Source organism: Halorubrum ruber (genome assembly GCF_018228765.1).
In the GTDB taxonomy this organism is placed as follows: domain Archaea; phylum Halobacteriota; class Halobacteria; order Halobacteriales; family Haloferacaceae; genus Halorubrum; species Halorubrum ruber.
This window is the reverse complement of the sequence record NZ_CP073695.1, coordinates 2,591,640-2,605,146: the sequence shown is the minus strand read 5'-3', so window position 1 is coordinate 2,605,146 and position 13,507 is coordinate 2,591,640. Positions and strand designations below refer to the sequence as shown.

Below are 13,507 nucleotides of genomic sequence, written 5' to 3'. Positions count from 1 at the left end.
AATATTTTTTCTCTTCTCACTAACTGTGGACGAGCGTTTTGTTCTCTCCCCCGCTCTTCTCTCCTCCTCTCCGCTCCGTTCTGCTCCGCTCTTCCCGGCGCCACTCACTGACCCACCAGCGGCAGCCGGTCGAAGGGGCCTCCACCGGCCGCGTCCGCCTCGACCGCGGCCGCGCAGTGCTCGCCTCCGAGCAGGCACATCGGCACGCCGATCCCGGGGTTCGCGCTCCCGCCGACGTAGTAGAGCCGGTCGGTCCCCCGAACGCGCGGCCCGGGGCGCAGCGGCCCGGTCTGTCGCATCGTGTGGGCGAGCCCGAGCGCGCTCCCGCCGGGCTGGTCGAATCGCTCCGCGAACTCGGAGACGCACGCCGACTCCTCGGCGACGATCCGGTCGCGGAGGTCGACGCCGGCCCGCGAGGCCACCGCGTCGAGGACGCGTTCCCTGAGCGCCGCTCGCCGCTCCGGCGTGTCGTCGAGCCCCGGAGCGAGCGGCACGAGCGTCACGACCGCCTCGTGGCCCTCGGGTGCGACGGACGGGTCGGTCCGGGACGGGACGTTCACGTACACGACCGGCTCCGTCTCCCCGGTCGGCCACGCGGGGTCGTCGAAGATGGCCGCGAAGTGCGGGTCCCAGTCCGTCGGCAGCGCGAGCGTGTGGTGTTCTAACTCCGGCAGCTCCCCCTCGACGCCGAGGTACAGCAGGTGCGCCGAGGGGCCGTACGTCCGCCGGTCCCAGTAGTCGCCGAGCCGCGGCACCGTCCCCTCGGGGAGCAGCTCGCGCTCGACGTGGGCCGGCGGCGCGTTACAGACCACCCGGTCGTGGACGTAGCGGTCGCCGCCGAGCTCGGCCTCGACGCCGCCGTCGATCGGCTCCAGCCCCGTCACCTCGACGCCGGTGTGAACGTCGGCGCCGGCGTCGCGGGCGACCGTCTCGACGGCCTCGATCACCTCGTACATCCCGCCCAGCGGGTAGTAGACGCCGAGCCCGTAGTCGACGTGGCTCATCAGCTGGTACAGCGCCGGCGTGTTGTGCGGCGACCCGCCGAGGAACACGAGCGTGTACTCTAACAGCTGCCTGAGCTTCGGGTGGTCGACGTACGACCGCACCGTCTCGTCGAGGCTGGACAAGAGGTCCAGCTCCCGCCCCCCGGCGAGGACGTCCAGCGAGAGGTAGTCGCGGAAGCGCGACCGCCCGGGGAGCACGAACCGCTCCATGCCGGCGTCGTACGCCCGCTCCGCGTCGTTGAGGTACTCGCGGAACGCCGCTCCCGCCCCATCCTCGTACGACTCGAACAGGTCGGCGGCGGCCGCGGGGTCGGCGGGGACGTCGGCGCTGTCGCCGTCGTCCCAGAACACGCGGTAGTGCGGGTCGAGCCGCTCCAACTCGTAGAAATCATCTGGAGACCGGCCGAAGTCGTCGAAGAACCGTTCGAAGAGGTCCGGGAGCAGGTACCACGACGGGCCGGTGTCGAACCGGAACCCGTCGAGCTCCAGCCGCCCGGCGACGCCCCCGACGCGCTCGGCCCGCTCGTACACCGTCACCTCCGCGCCGGCGGCCGCGAGGTAGGCCGCCGCCGAGAGCCCGCCGACGCCGCCGCCCACTACCCCTACCGACTCCCCGCGGAGCGACTCGTCGCTCATGGGTACGGTAGGGACTCGCGCCCTGTGAGTCGTTGCCAACTCTCGACGGGGCTTTATGAAGCGGGCCGCCGGTCCGCCGCGAGGCGTACTCGTTCGGGTTCCTCTTTTTCCGGCTTCGACCACGAAATCGGCACATGGGACAGCGGTCGCGGTCGTCCGACTCCAGCCGCGCCGAACGCCCGGAGTCGGCCGGCCCCTCGGGCTCCGACGGCGGTGGCACCTCGGACGCGGCGCGGAGCGGCTCGGACGCGGCGCGGGACGCCGGGCGGTCCACTGGTCCGGGCGGCTCCGGCGACGCCGGCGTCCGCGTCGAGGTCGTGGTCCGCGATCCGACGCCCGCGCCCGTGGCGGAGGCGCTACCGCCCGGCGCGGTCGCGGAGGACGTCGACCGCGTCCGCGTCGACGGCGCCGCCGTGTCGCAGTTCCGCGCCGACCGCGCCGTCGACGCCGAACTCGTCTTCGACGGGGGCGACGAGTTCGTCTACCGCTGCCGGAGTCGGGCCCCGGACCAGTTCCCGTCCGACGCCGTCGAGTCGCTCGGCTACCCCGTCTCGTCGGTCACGGTCCGGACGGCGCCCGACCGCGTTCGGCTCGGGCTCTCCCTGCCCGCGGCCGACCCGCTGGGCGACGTGATCGACGCGCTGGAGGCGACCGGCGGCTCGGTGCGGCTCGAACGGCTCACCAGCTCCGGCGGGGCCGACACCCGCTCGGACCCGGTCGTCGTCGACCGCGGGCGGCTCACGGAGCGCCAGCGGGAGGTGGTCCGGACCGCCCACCGGCTCGGCTACTTCGAGCACCCGCGCGGGGCGAGCGCGACCGAGGTGGCCGACGCGATCGGCATCGCCCGCGCGACCTTCTCGGAACACCTCGCGGCGGCGCAGCGCCGCGTCTTCGAGGACCTCGTCGGCGGGTGAACCCGTTCCCGCGCGGCGGGGTCGACCGCGATATTAAAACCGTTCAGGCTCCCAGATGGGGTATGTATCGCAGACGGTTCCTCCGGCGGACGGGTGCCGTCGGGAGCGCGGCGGCCGGGGTCGCCCTCGCCGGCTGCGCGGGCGTCGGCGGCGAACCGGACTACGACGTCGGCATGCTCGCGACCGCGTACCAGCCCCGCGAGATCACGGTCTCGGTCGGCGACACTGTCGTCTGGGAGAACACGAGCGCGCGCTCGCACACGGTCACCGCGACCGCGGGCGGCATCCCGGACGACGCCGAGTTCTTCGCGTCGGGCGGCTTCGACGACTACGCGACCGCCGAGGCGGCGTGGCAGTCAGACTTCGGCGGGCGACTGGAGAACGGCGACCGGTTCGAGCACACCTTCACCGTTCCCGGCGCCTACGAGTACGTCTGTATCCCTCACCGCGAGGGCGGGATGTACGGGACGGTCGTCGTGGAGGAGTGAGTCGCGCGTGACCAGAGCCCCGCTCCCCTCCGCGCGCCGAACGGGAGGTGACCGACTCGCGTGACCCTTTCCGCGCTCCTCGGAACCGACGTCCTGCTGTTCCTCGCGATCGGGCTGCTCGGCGGCGCCCACTGTATCGGCATGTGCGGCCCGCTCGTCACGGTGTACGCGAGCCGGATGGACGCCGACGCCGGGCGGACCGACGGCGGCGAGGCGGGCGCCGCGCGCACCGCGAGCGGGACCTCCGGCCGCGAAGGGCACCTGACAACCTACGAGGTCCGCCAGCACGCGCTGTTCAACCTCGGGCGCGCGGCGAGCTACGCGACGATCGGGACCGCCCTCGGCGCGCTCGGCGGTGCGGTCCTCGTCACCACCGTGACCCTGACCGGCGCCGCGACGGCGGTCCGCGGTGGAGTCGGGCTCCTCGTCGGCGCAGCCGTGATCCTCGTCGGCGTCCGCTACCTCCTCGGCGGCGCGACCGGCGGGGTCCACCTCCCCGGGCTCGAACGCGTCACGGGGTGGCTCACCGGACACGTCGACCGGCTCGCGAACGGCCCGGGCATCGTCGCGCTCGGCGCGGTCCACGGGCTGCTCCCCTGTCCGATCCTCTACCCTGCGTATCTGTACGCGTTCGCGAGCGGCTCGGCGGTCGCGGGCGGCGTCGCGCTCGGCGCGCTCGGGCTCGGGACGATCCCGGCCGTCTTCGCGTACGGCACCCTCATCGAGAGCGTCGACCCCGTCCACCGCCGCCGGATACACCGGCTACTCGGCGTCGCGTTCGTCGCGCTCGGCTACGTGCTGTTCGCCCACGGGCTGATGTCGGTCGGGATCCACGTGCCGCACCCGCGGCTCCCGTTCTGGAACCCGCTCGACGCCGGAATGATGGGGGGTATGTGAGATGAGCGAGGGGCCTCCGTCTCCGGGCGAAGGCAAGAACGGCGACCCCGCCGCCTGCACGCTCTGTGAACTCTCGACCGAGGGCGTCGACGTCACCGACGAGGCGGGCAACCGGTTCTGCTGTACCGGCTGCCGGGACGTGTATGGCGCCCTCGGCGACGTCGACGTGGACGCCGACGCGGTCCGCGAACGGCGGCGGGAGCGGGACGGTGCCGCGGAGGACGGCGAGGGGTCCGCCGACGGCGACCGCGACGTCCCCGACGGCCACGAGGCGACGTACCTGGAGGTCGACGGGATGCACTGCGCGACCTGCGAGGCGTTCATCGAAACGGTGGCGACCGACGCCGACGGCGTCAGCGGCGCGAGCGCGAGCTACGTCACCGACACGGTGCGGATCGACCGCGACCCCGACGCGGTCACCGTCGACGACCTCACGGAGACGGTGAGCGGCCTCGGCTACAGCGCCTACGCCCGCGACGACGCCTTCGCGCGGCGGCAGGCGAGCAACATGGCGACCGCGCGGCTCGCGGCCGGCGTCCTCGTCGGGATGGCCGTCATGCTGCAGTACATCGTGCTCATCTACCCGACGTACTTCGCGTTCCCCTTCTACAACCAGCGGACCCTCGACTACCTCAACGAGGCGATGGCCTCGACCTCCGGGACGTACTTCTTCATCGTCATCGCCGTCCTCACGACCATCGTCCTCTTCTTCACCGGGAAGCCGATACTACGCGGCGCGTACGTCAGCGCGAAGACGCGCTCGCCGAACATGGACCTCCTCGTCGCCATCGCGGCGGTGAGCGCGTACCTCTACAGCACGCTCGCGGTGATCTTCGTCGAGTCGCCCTCGGTCTACTACGACGTGACCGTCGCGATCATCGTCATCGTCACCGTCGGGAACCACTACGAGGACTCCGTGAAGGACCGCGCGACGGAGCTGCTCTCCGAGGTCACCGCGGTCCAGGTCGACGACGCGCGGCGGCTGACCGCCGACGGCGACACCAAGTCGGTCGCCGTTGAGGCGCTCGAACCCGGCGACCGGCTCCTCGTGCGCGCCGGCGAGCGGGTCCCCGTCGACGGCGAGGCGGTCGACGGCGACGCCGCGGTCGACGAGTCGGTCGTTACCGGCGAGTCGCTCCCGGTCCGGAAGGTCGCCGGCGACGCGGTGGTCGGCGGCTCCGTCGTGACGGACGGATCGCTCACGGTCGCCGTCGGTCCGGACGCGACCTCCAGCCTCGACCGCGTCGCAGAGCTCGTCTACGACCTCCAGAGCGGGAACCACGGCGTCCAGAAGCTCGCCGACCGGCTCGCGACCGTCTTCGTCCCGGCCGTCCTCGTCATCGCCGCCGTCGCGGCGGGCGCGTCCCTCGCGCTCGGCGGCGCGCCGACGGACGCGATGCTCGTCGGACTGACGGTGCTGATCGTCTCGTGTCCGTGCGCGCTCGGCTTGGCGACGCCGCTCGCGGTCGCCGCCGGGATCCGCGACGCCCTCGAACGCAACATCGTCGTGTTCGACGACACCGTCTTCGAGCGGATCCGCGACGCCGACACGGTCGTCTTCGACAAGACCGGCACGCTGACCACCGGCGAGATGCGGCTCGTCGCCCGCGAGCTCGACGACGACCTGCTCCGGCTCGCGGCCGCCCTCGAATCGCGCTCCGCGCACCCGGTCGGGCAGGCGATCGCCGCGGCGCGCTCCGCGGCGGGCGCGGCCGACGCCGCTCTCGGCGAGGCCGGCGAGGACGGCGCGACGCCGGCGGTCGCGGACGGCGGGGTGGAGCCGGTCGACGGCGAGACCGGCGAGGGAGGCGACGCTCCCGCCGTCGAGTCCTTCGAGAGCCACGCCCGCGGCGTCTCCGGCGTCGTCGACGGCGTCGAGGTCGTCGTCGGCCACCCGGACCTCTTCGACGAGCGCGGCTGGACCGTCTCCGACGAGATCCGCGAGGCGGTCGCCGACGCGCGCGACGTCGGCCGCGTCCCCGTCGCCGTCGGCCGCGACGGCGCCGCCGAGGGGTACGTCGTCGTCGGCGACGAGCTGCGCGAGGGGTGGGAGGAGACGGTGACCGCCCTCGACGAGTCGGGCGTCGAGGTGATCGTCCTCACCGGCGACGACGAGCGTGCGGCGACCGTCTTCGCCAAGCACGACGCGGTGTCGTCGGTGTTCGCCGGCGTGCCGCCGGAGGGGAAGGCCGAGGCCGTCGGGCGGCTGAAGGAGCGCGGCGTCACCGTGATGGTCGGCGACGGGACGAACGACGCCCCGGCGCTCGCGGCGGCGGACCTCGGGATCGCGCTCGGCGGCGGCACCGCGATGGCGGCCGACGCCGCCGACGTGGCTATCGTCGACGACGACCTCGGCTCCGTGGCGACCGTCTTCGAGCTCGCCCGGGCGGCCGGCCGGCGCGTGAGGGGCAACATCGGCTGGGCGTTCTGCTACAACGCGGTCGCCATCCCGCTCGCGGCGACCGGCCTCCTGAACCCGCTGTTCGCCGCCGTCGCGATGGGCGCGTCGAGCCTGCTCGTGGTGACGAACTCCTCGCGCGCGCTGCTGGCCGACGACTGAGCGCCCGCGGCCGCGACCCGAAGGCACTTTTCAGTCCCGGTCGTGGCGCCACGTATGTCCCTCCACGAAGCCGAGCGGCGCCGCGACCGGGGGTCGTCCTCGACCGACGACGCCGAGAGCGACGACGAGACCGACCGTCGGCTCGGCGTCACCCTGATCGTCGCGCTCGCGCTGATCAGCGGCCTCACTGACCTCGTCGGCGGACTGGCGCTGGTCGCGAGTCCGCTGTTCCTGATCGGGGTCCCGGTCGCCGCGATCGGGGCCGTGAAATGCTGGGCCGCGCTCGGCCTCCGCCGACGCAGCCCCCGAGCGCTCGGGCTCACCTTCCTGTTCTTCGGCGTCGGCGCCATGGTATCGACGGGCGAACTCCTCTTCGCGCTCCGGGGCGGCGGCGGCCTCGTCGCCCCCGCGGCCGCGCTCGCGCTCGACCTCGCGGTCGTCGGCTACCTCTTCGTGCTCGTCGACGAGTTCGACTGAGCGGCCCGCCCCTACCGCAAGCGATTTTCGGCTCACGCGAGTAGACGAGGGTGATGACAGATCAACAGCAGCAGCCCGCGATACCGACCCGCAACGGAATGCCCGTTCTCGGGCTTGGGACGTGGGAGAACGACGACCCCGCGCAGTGTACCGAGTCGGTCGCGAACGCGCTCGACGCCGGCTACCGCCACGTCGACACCGCCCAGATCTACGGCAACGAGGCGGCCGTCGGCGAGGGGATCGCGAAAAGCGACGTGGACCGCGAGGACATCTTCCTCGCGTCGAAGGTGTGGATCGACAACCTCGCGCCCGCCGACGTGGCCTCGTCGACCCGCGAGAGCCTCGACAAGCTCGGCGTCGACGCGGTTGACCTCATGTACGTCCACTGGCCGGCCGGGGAGTACGAGCCCGAGGAGACGCTGCCGGCGTTCGCCGAGCTGCGCGACGACGGCCTGATCGACCGGATCGGCGTCTCCAACTTCGAGCCGCACCACCTCGACGCCGCGACGGACGCGCTCGGCGAGGCGCCGTTCGCGAACCAGGTCGAGATGCACCCGCTGCTCCGTCAGGAGGAGCTCCGCGAGTACGCCGACGCCAACGACGTCGAGCTCGTCGCCTACTCGCCGCTCGCGCGCGGCGAGATCCTCGACGACCCCGACATCGTCGACATCGCGGAGAAGCACGGCGTCAGCGCCGCGCAGGTCAGCCTCGCGTGGCTCCGCGAGAAGGGCGTCACGGCCATCCCGAAGGCGACCGGGATCGACCACATCCGCGACAACCTCGCGAGCGTCGACCTCGACCTCGACGACGAGGATGCCGCGGCGATCGACTCCCTCGGCCGGACCGACCGCCAGCTCAACCCCGACTTCGGGCCCGACTGGTAAGCGCCTGACGCGCCGCTCACTCGGACGCGAGCGGCAGCGACACCGTGATCCGGTTGCCGCGCTTGCCGCCGGCCCGATCATGCCCGCCGCCCGCCGTGCCGACGTCGACCGACACGCTCCCGTTCGACAGCTCCACGCTCCAGTAGACGAGCCAGAAGCCGAGCCCGCTGCTGTGATACACTTGGCTCATGTCGTGGTCGCCGGTGAGCACGTCGGCCTCGACCGCCGGGATGGGGGGCAGGTCGTCCTCGACCACGAGCTCGGCGCCCGCCTCGGTGCGGCGGAGGCTGACCGTCACCGTCGGCGTCCCCTCGTTGCTGTGCTGGAACGGGTTCTCTAGGAGTTCGATCACCGCCGAGCGGAGTTCGCAGCGCCCCTCCACCGCCACCGCGTCGAGGTCCTCGACCGCGATCGACCCCTCCGGGTACCGCTCGCGGACGGTCTCGACCGCCTCCTCGACCACGTTCCGGAGGTCGATCGCGTCGGTCTCCCGCCCGTCGGTGATCAGCTCGATGACCTCCCGCTCCTTCTGTGCGGTGCTGAGGAGGCTCTCGCCGACCCGCCGGATCACCGCCGTGTGCTCCGCCGAATCGGGTATCTCCGCCTCTAGCTCCTCGACCTTCCCGAGGACGATGTTGAGGTTGTTCCGGAGGTTGTGGCGCAGGAGGTTGTCCATCACGACGAGCTGGCGCTCGCGCCGCCGCCGGTCCGTGATGTCCTTCGTGAACCCCGTGATGCGGACCACTTCGCCGTCCTCGACGATCGGCTCTCCCTGGACCCAGACGCACCGGTTGTAGTTCTCGTCGGCGTTCACCCGGTACTCCATGTCCACCGACGAGCCCGCCGAGAGGGCCTCCATCGCCTCCTCGACGGCCGGGCGGTCGTCCGGATGGATCGCGTCGAGGAACGTCTCGGGGTCGCGGCGGACCTCCTCGATCGGGGTCCCGTAGACCTCCTCGTACGCGGGGTTCGCGAAGAGCAGCTCCGACCAGTCGGCGTCGAACATCCAGAGGACGTCGCTGGAGACGGCGGCGATCTCCCTGAGGTGCGAGGCCGTCTCCGCGCGCTCCCGTTCGGCCCGCATCCGGTCGGTGATGTCGCGGGAGCTGACCACGTAGCCGTCGAGCGCATCGTCGGTGAGGTTCGACATCCGGCTCTCCAGCCAGACCCACGACCCGTCCGCGGCCCGATGGCGGTACTCGATCGACTCCTCGGTGAAGTCGCCGGTGTCGACCGTGCGGCGGAACGCCGCCTCGACTGCGTCCCGCTCGTCCGGGTGAACGTACTCGAAGGCGACGTCGCCGAGGAGCTCCGCCGGCGCGAACCCGAGGATCCGCTCCGCCGCCGCGTTGACGTAGGTGAACCGCCCCTCGTCGTCGAGCAGGGCGATCTTGTCCTGCGCCTGGTCGAGCAGCAGCGCGGACGCGTCGGATCTGGTCATTTTCTCACGCTTCCTCGCCGGGAACGCAACGGTCACGACGGTTAATACCAGTGATTTCCGGATTCCCCCGACTGCGACGCCGCACGGGGAATGGACCACGGAGCCGTCCGGCGGGACAGCGGTCCTGCCGCGCGGCGGGAGCCCGATTCCGGCGGCCTCGTTTCGGGAGCGCGGCTCCGACGCCCCCGCTCCGAGACCCTCCGGCTCAGACGTGCTCCGCGAGGAAGTCGACGATCTCCCGGTACGCCTCGATCCGGTTGTCGAGCTTCGCGAAGCCGTGCCCCTCGTCGTCGAAGATCAGCTTCCGGACGGGGACGCCCTGCTCGCGGGCCTCCTCGACGATCTGTTCGGCCTCGCCGACGGGCACCCGCGGGTCGTTCTCGCCGTGGAGGACGAACAGCGGCGTCTCGATCCGCTCGATGTTGTTGATCGGCGAGACGGACTCGAGGAACTCGCGGTCCGCGTCGAGCGAGCCGTACTCGGCCTCGCGCAGCGACCGCCGCCAGTCCCCGGTGTTTTCGAGGAACGTGACGAAGTTCGCGATCCCGACGATGTCGACGCCCGCGGCCCACAGCTCGGGGTACTCCGTTAGCGACGCCAGCACCATGAAGCCGCCGTAGGAGCCGCCCATCGCGACGACGCGGTCGGGGTCGACCTCGGGGTGGTCGTGGAGCCAGCCGACTCCCTCCCGAATGTCTTTCACCGAGTCCATCCGGTTCTCCACGTCGTCGAGCCCGGAGTACGCCTTCCCGTATCCGGAGGAGCCGCGGACGTTGGGCTCGAAGACGGCGTACCCGTTGTTCAGGAGGTACTGCGTGACGGAGGCGAAGGAGGGCCGCCGCTGCGACTCGGGGCCGCCGTGGATGTCGACGACGACCGGGTAGCCCGACTCCGGCGGCTCCGTCTCCGGCACGGAGAAGAACGCGGGGATCTCTCTGCCGTCGAAGGTGGGGTAGTGGACCAGCTCGCGCTCGACGAACGTGTCCGGGGGAACCCCCGCGGTCGAGGCGCGGGTCCACCGCTCCGCATCGCCCGTGGTCGCGTCGACCACGTAGACGTTCGCGTTGTGCGTGCTCCCCGTCGCCGTCACCGCGAACCGGTCGCCGTCGGGACCGAAGCTCACGCCGCCCGCGACGCCGTCCGGCAGGTCCGGTTCCGGGAACTCGTCGATCCGGTCGGGCGCGACGAGTTCGCCGGCGGTGAGCTCGGTGTAGCCGTCGACATTCCGGGAGTAGACCAGTCGCCGGGACTCCTCGTCTATCGCGACGCCGTCGACGTTCCACTCGCCGCCGTCCGCGACGACCGCGAACTCGTCGGTCTCCAGGTCCAGCCGCTCTAACCGAAGGGTGTCGGTGTCGCGGTCGGTGACGAGGTAGATCCCCTCGCCGTCGGGGCCCCACTCCGGGCCGGAGTAGCGCACGTCGCCCTCGTGGGGCGTGTGGTGGGTGAGGTCGCCGGTCGACAGATCGAGGGTGTACACGTCGTGGTCGAACGAGGAGTGCGCCTCGTGGACGATCAGCCGGTCATCGCTCGGCGACCAGCCGGCGACGGAGAGCCAGCCGTCGCCCTCGTACACGAGTTCGGCGTCGTCGCCCGTCTCGTCGCGGCCCTGAACGTACACGTCGAAGACGGCCTCGTCGCGCCGGTTCGACGCGAACGCGAACCGGTCGCCGGTCGAGTCCCAGCCGCCCCATCGGTGTTTCGCCTCGGGCATGTCGGTGAGCTCCGTGATCGCGCCGGACTCGTAATCGAGCCGGTACAGCTGCGCGCGCTCGTTGCCGCCCTCGTCCATGCCGAAGACGGCCTCTGAGCGCTCCGGCGAGGAGTCGACGAAGGAGACGGACTCCTCGAAGAAGGTGTGCTGTTCGGGCCACGACTCCGGCTCGCGGACCGACCACACTTGGCCCGTTCCTGTCGTGTCGAGGAGGAAGGACAGCCGGCCGTCGGGACCGAGGTCGGCGCCGCCCGCGTTCCGGACGTTGAGGTAGCGTTCGATGTCGTACTGTCGCATGCCACTCGGTTCCGCGCGTGTCGGGAAACCGTTTCGGGTGACGGAACCCCGACGCGGTTTCGGCCACCCGGATGCCGTGTCTTTTTACCGGCGCCCCCCGTCCGGTCGGCGTATGCGCGTCGCGTTCGTCTCGCTCTTCGCCCCCGGACACGGGGAGACCTCGGCGCGAACGCGAACCCTGCGGACCGCCCGCGCGCTCGCCGACCGCGGCCACGACGTGGTCTGGCTCTGCGCGCAGTGGTGGGGCGGCGACCACGACGCCTTCGACGAGGACGGCGTCGAGTACCGGGCGGTCACCGTCGAGCCCGCGCCGGTCGCGTTCGCCGCGAAGCTCCCGGCCGCGCTCCGGCGCGTCGGGCCCGACGTCGTCCACGCGGTCAACAGCCCGCCGACGCCCGCGCTCGCCGCCACGGTGGCCGGGTCGCTGTCGCGGGCGCCGGTCGTCGTCGACTGGTGGCGCGACCACCCCGCCGACGCCCGCCGCTGGTACCGACCGCTCGCGCGGCGCGCGGACGCGGTGACGACGCCCTCGCGGACCACCAAGACGCGCGTCCGCGAACACGGGGCCGACGGCGCCGACGTGCGGGTGCTCCCCGAGAGCATCGACTTCGACGCCGTCGAGGCCGCGGACGTCGACGACCGGTTCGACGCGGTGTACTCGCGGCGGCTCGACCGCCACGCCAACGTCGAGACGTTCCTGCTCGGGCTCGCCGAGCTCCGCGGCCGCGACTGGACCGCGGCGGTGATCGGCGACGGCCCCGAGCGCGGCCGGATCGAGGCGACCGCGAGCGACCTCCGAATCGACGACCGGGTCGAGTTCCTCGGCGACCTCCCGACCGAAGAGCGAATTCCGATATTTAAAGGAACGCACGTCGCGGTCGCGACGGCGACGTGGGAGACGTTCGCGACCGACCTGCTGTGGGCGGTCGCGTGCGGCTGCGTCGCCCTCGTCGAGTACCAGGCCGATTCGAGCGCACACGAACTCGTCGAGGGGCGCGAGCGCGGGCGCCTCGTGACAAGCCCGGCGGAGTTAGCCGACGAGTTCGTCGCGGTCGGCGACCTCGAACGGCGCGCGGTCGACCGCGAGTTCGCCTCCTTCGACCGCGAGGCGGTGATCGACCGCTACGTCGCGCTGTACGAGGAGCTCGTCGACGGGGAGTGACGGGACCGCTGCGGGCGAGGGCGACCCCGAGAAGAGCGCAACCGTCGTCCGCTACGTCTGCTCCTGCCGGGTGATCGTGCCGCCGTACTTCATGAAGACGAACGCCAGCCCCAGCGTGCTCACCATCGCCATGAACGTCGCGATGCCGAGCGCGCGGGCGGCGTCCGGGACGAACACCGCGTCCGAGCCGCCGCCGCCGCCGACCTCGACGGTGGCGACGTCCTCGCCGACGGCGAGGCCGCCGTGCATGCCAACCGCGGTGTGGGGCACGCAGTGGTAGTGGGTGATGCCGGCGTCCTCGCTCGACGTCTCGTACTCGTAGGTGGCGCCCTCCTCGCCGACGGGGTCGCCGCTGTCGAGGCTGGCCGGGCCGCCACCGTCGACGGTCTGGACGTTGTGGGAGCCGCCGGCGCCTGTCCACTCCCAGGTGATCGTCGTTCCCTCGTCGACCCACACGAGGGTCGGGTCGAACGCGAGCCCCTGGTCGCCGGCGCCGACCGAGATGGTCACCGAGTCCTGACCGCGGGCGTCGGTGTACGACCCGACGTTGCCGTTGGCGGCGCTCGGCCAGTCGGGTTCCACTTCCTGTGCAGCCGCCGTCCCCGCCGTCGCCGTCGCCGCGCCGGCGGCGGCCGCCGCACCGCCGGCCGTCCGCATGAACGCGCGCCGAGAGACGTCGTCCGAACTCATACAGGCCGGTTCGTGGTGACCCGTAGTGAATATGTTGATCCGAACGCGAGATCACTGTTGAACGACGACCGCCACCGAAGCCCCAGCCGCTCGGCTGTACGTGGCTACTTATAAATCGACGATCAACGCGACCGCCACCGAAGCCCCAGCCGCTCGGCCGCACGTGGCTACTTATAAATCGACGATCAACGCGACCGCCACCGAGCCCCAGCCGCTCGGCTGTACGTGGCTACTTATAAATCGACGATCAACGCGACCGCCACCGAAGCCCCAGCTGCGAGGGCGGCGCACACTCGGTGCGCTCCTCGCTCGTTCGCTCCGCTCACTCGCTGCGGTGCTTCCG

Annotated in this window: 11 protein-coding genes; 7 read left to right on the top strand and 4 right to left on the bottom strand. The window is 71.8% G+C overall.

The window, feature by feature from the left end; genetic code table 11:
• Nucleotides 1-104 precede the first annotated feature (104 nt).
• The gene (locus tag J7656_RS12845) at nt 105-1,640 is read right to left on the bottom strand and encodes a phytoene desaturase family protein (protein WP_211553489.1); all 1,536 of its coding nucleotides are present in this window, start codon (nt 1,638-1,640) and stop codon (nt 105-107) included.
• Between the two features lie 134 nt (nt 1,641-1,774).
• Between J7656_RS12845 and J7656_RS12840 the strand changes: the two genes are divergently transcribed.
• The 6 genes from J7656_RS12840 to J7656_RS12815 all read left to right on the top strand — a co-directional run bounded on the left by J7656_RS12840 (nt 1,775) and on the right by J7656_RS12815 (nt 7,860).
• Entirely contained in the window at nt 1,775-2,554 is a 780-nt protein-coding gene (locus J7656_RS12840; protein WP_017342514.1) for a helix-turn-helix domain-containing protein, read from the top strand.
• Nucleotides 2,555-2,616: 62 nt separating this feature from the next.
• A complete protein-coding gene (locus tag J7656_RS12835) occupies nt 2,617-3,042 on the top strand; it encodes a plastocyanin/azurin family copper-binding protein (protein WP_017342515.1) in 426 nt (141 codons plus the stop codon).
• A gap of 60 nt (nt 3,043-3,102) precedes the next feature.
• Complete coding sequence (locus J7656_RS12830; RefSeq protein WP_211553488.1) at nt 3,103-3,939, top strand: sulfite exporter TauE/SafE family protein; 837 nt, start codon at nt 3,103-3,105, stop codon at nt 3,937-3,939.
• Nucleotide 3,940: 1 nt separating this feature from the next.
• Entirely contained in the window at nt 3,941-6,499 is a 2,559-nt protein-coding gene (locus J7656_RS12825; RefSeq protein ID WP_211553487.1) for a heavy metal translocating P-type ATPase, read from the top strand.
• Between the two features lie 54 nt (nt 6,500-6,553).
• Nucleotides 6,554-6,976 carry a hypothetical protein gene (locus J7656_RS12820; protein WP_211553486.1) on the top strand — a complete coding sequence of 141 codons (423 nt, stop codon included), beginning with the start codon at nt 6,554-6,556 and terminating at the stop codon, nt 6,974-6,976.
• A 98-nt stretch (nt 6,977-7,074) separates the two neighbouring features.
• Complete coding sequence (locus J7656_RS12815; protein WP_211554579.1) at nt 7,075-7,860, top strand: aldo/keto reductase; 786 nt, start codon at nt 7,075-7,077, stop codon at nt 7,858-7,860.
• A 16-nt stretch (nt 7,861-7,876) separates the two neighbouring features.
• Here the strand turns inward: J7656_RS12815 and J7656_RS12810 are convergent, their stop codons facing one another.
• Both J7656_RS12810 and J7656_RS12805 read right to left on the bottom strand, forming a co-directional pair.
• Nucleotides 7,877-9,301, bottom strand: coding sequence for a PAS domain-containing sensor histidine kinase (locus J7656_RS12810; RefSeq protein WP_211553485.1), 1,425 nt, complete (start codon nt 9,299-9,301; stop codon nt 7,877-7,879).
• Between the two features lie 205 nt (nt 9,302-9,506).
• On the bottom strand, nt 9,507-11,312 hold the full coding sequence (locus J7656_RS12805) for a S9 family peptidase (RefSeq protein WP_017342521.1): 1,806 nt from the start codon (nt 11,310-11,312) through the stop codon (nt 9,507-9,509).
• Between the two features lie 112 nt (nt 11,313-11,424).
• Here J7656_RS12805 and J7656_RS12800 point away from each other — a divergent pair, with 112 nt between their 5' ends.
• A complete protein-coding gene (locus J7656_RS12800) occupies nt 11,425-12,474 on the top strand; it encodes a glycosyltransferase (protein ID WP_211553484.1) in 1,050 nt (349 codons plus the stop codon).
• A 51-nt stretch (nt 12,475-12,525) separates the two neighbouring features.
• On the opposite strand, the gene J7656_RS12795 is transcribed toward J7656_RS12800, so the two are convergent.
• Nucleotides 12,526-13,164 (bottom strand): halocyanin domain-containing protein, encoded by a 639-nt coding sequence (locus tag J7656_RS12795; RefSeq protein WP_017342523.1) that lies wholly within the window; start codon nt 13,162-13,164, stop codon nt 12,526-12,528.
• Nucleotides 13,165-13,507 lie beyond the last annotated feature (343 nt).

Excerpts from the sequence above, each read along its gene's own strand:
- J7656_RS12795 (WP_017342523.1), bottom strand. The coding sequence starts at position 13,164 with ATGAGTTCGGACGACGTCTCTCGGCGCGCGTTCATGCGGACGGCCGGC.
- J7656_RS12840 (WP_017342514.1), top strand. The coding sequence starts at position 1,775 with ATGGGACAGCGGTCGCGGTCGTCCGACTCCAGCCGCGCCGAACGCCCG.
- J7656_RS12820 (WP_211553486.1), top strand. The coding sequence starts at position 6,554 with ATGTCCCTCCACGAAGCCGAGCGGCGCCGCGACCGGGGGTCGTCCTCG.
- J7656_RS12815 (WP_211554579.1), top strand. The coding sequence starts at position 7,075 with ATGCCCGTTCTCGGGCTTGGGACGTGGGAGAACGACGACCCCGCGCAG.
- J7656_RS12800 (WP_211553484.1), top strand. The coding sequence starts at position 11,425 with ATGCGCGTCGCGTTCGTCTCGCTCTTCGCCCCCGGACACGGGGAGACC.
- J7656_RS12810 (WP_211553485.1), bottom strand. The coding sequence starts at position 9,301 with ATGACCAGATCCGACGCGTCCGCGCTGCTGCTCGACCAGGCGCAGGAC.
- J7656_RS12845 (WP_211553489.1), bottom strand. The coding sequence starts at position 1,640 with ATGAGCGACGAGTCGCTCCGCGGGGAGTCGGTAGGGGTAGTGGGCGGC.
- J7656_RS12835 (WP_017342515.1), top strand. The coding sequence starts at position 2,617 with ATGTATCGCAGACGGTTCCTCCGGCGGACGGGTGCCGTCGGGAGCGCG.
- J7656_RS12805 (WP_017342521.1), bottom strand. The coding sequence starts at position 11,312 with ATGCGACAGTACGACATCGAACGCTACCTCAACGTCCGGAACGCGGGC.
- J7656_RS12825 (WP_211553487.1), top strand. The coding sequence starts at position 3,941 with ATGAGCGAGGGGCCTCCGTCTCCGGGCGAAGGCAAGAACGGCGACCCC.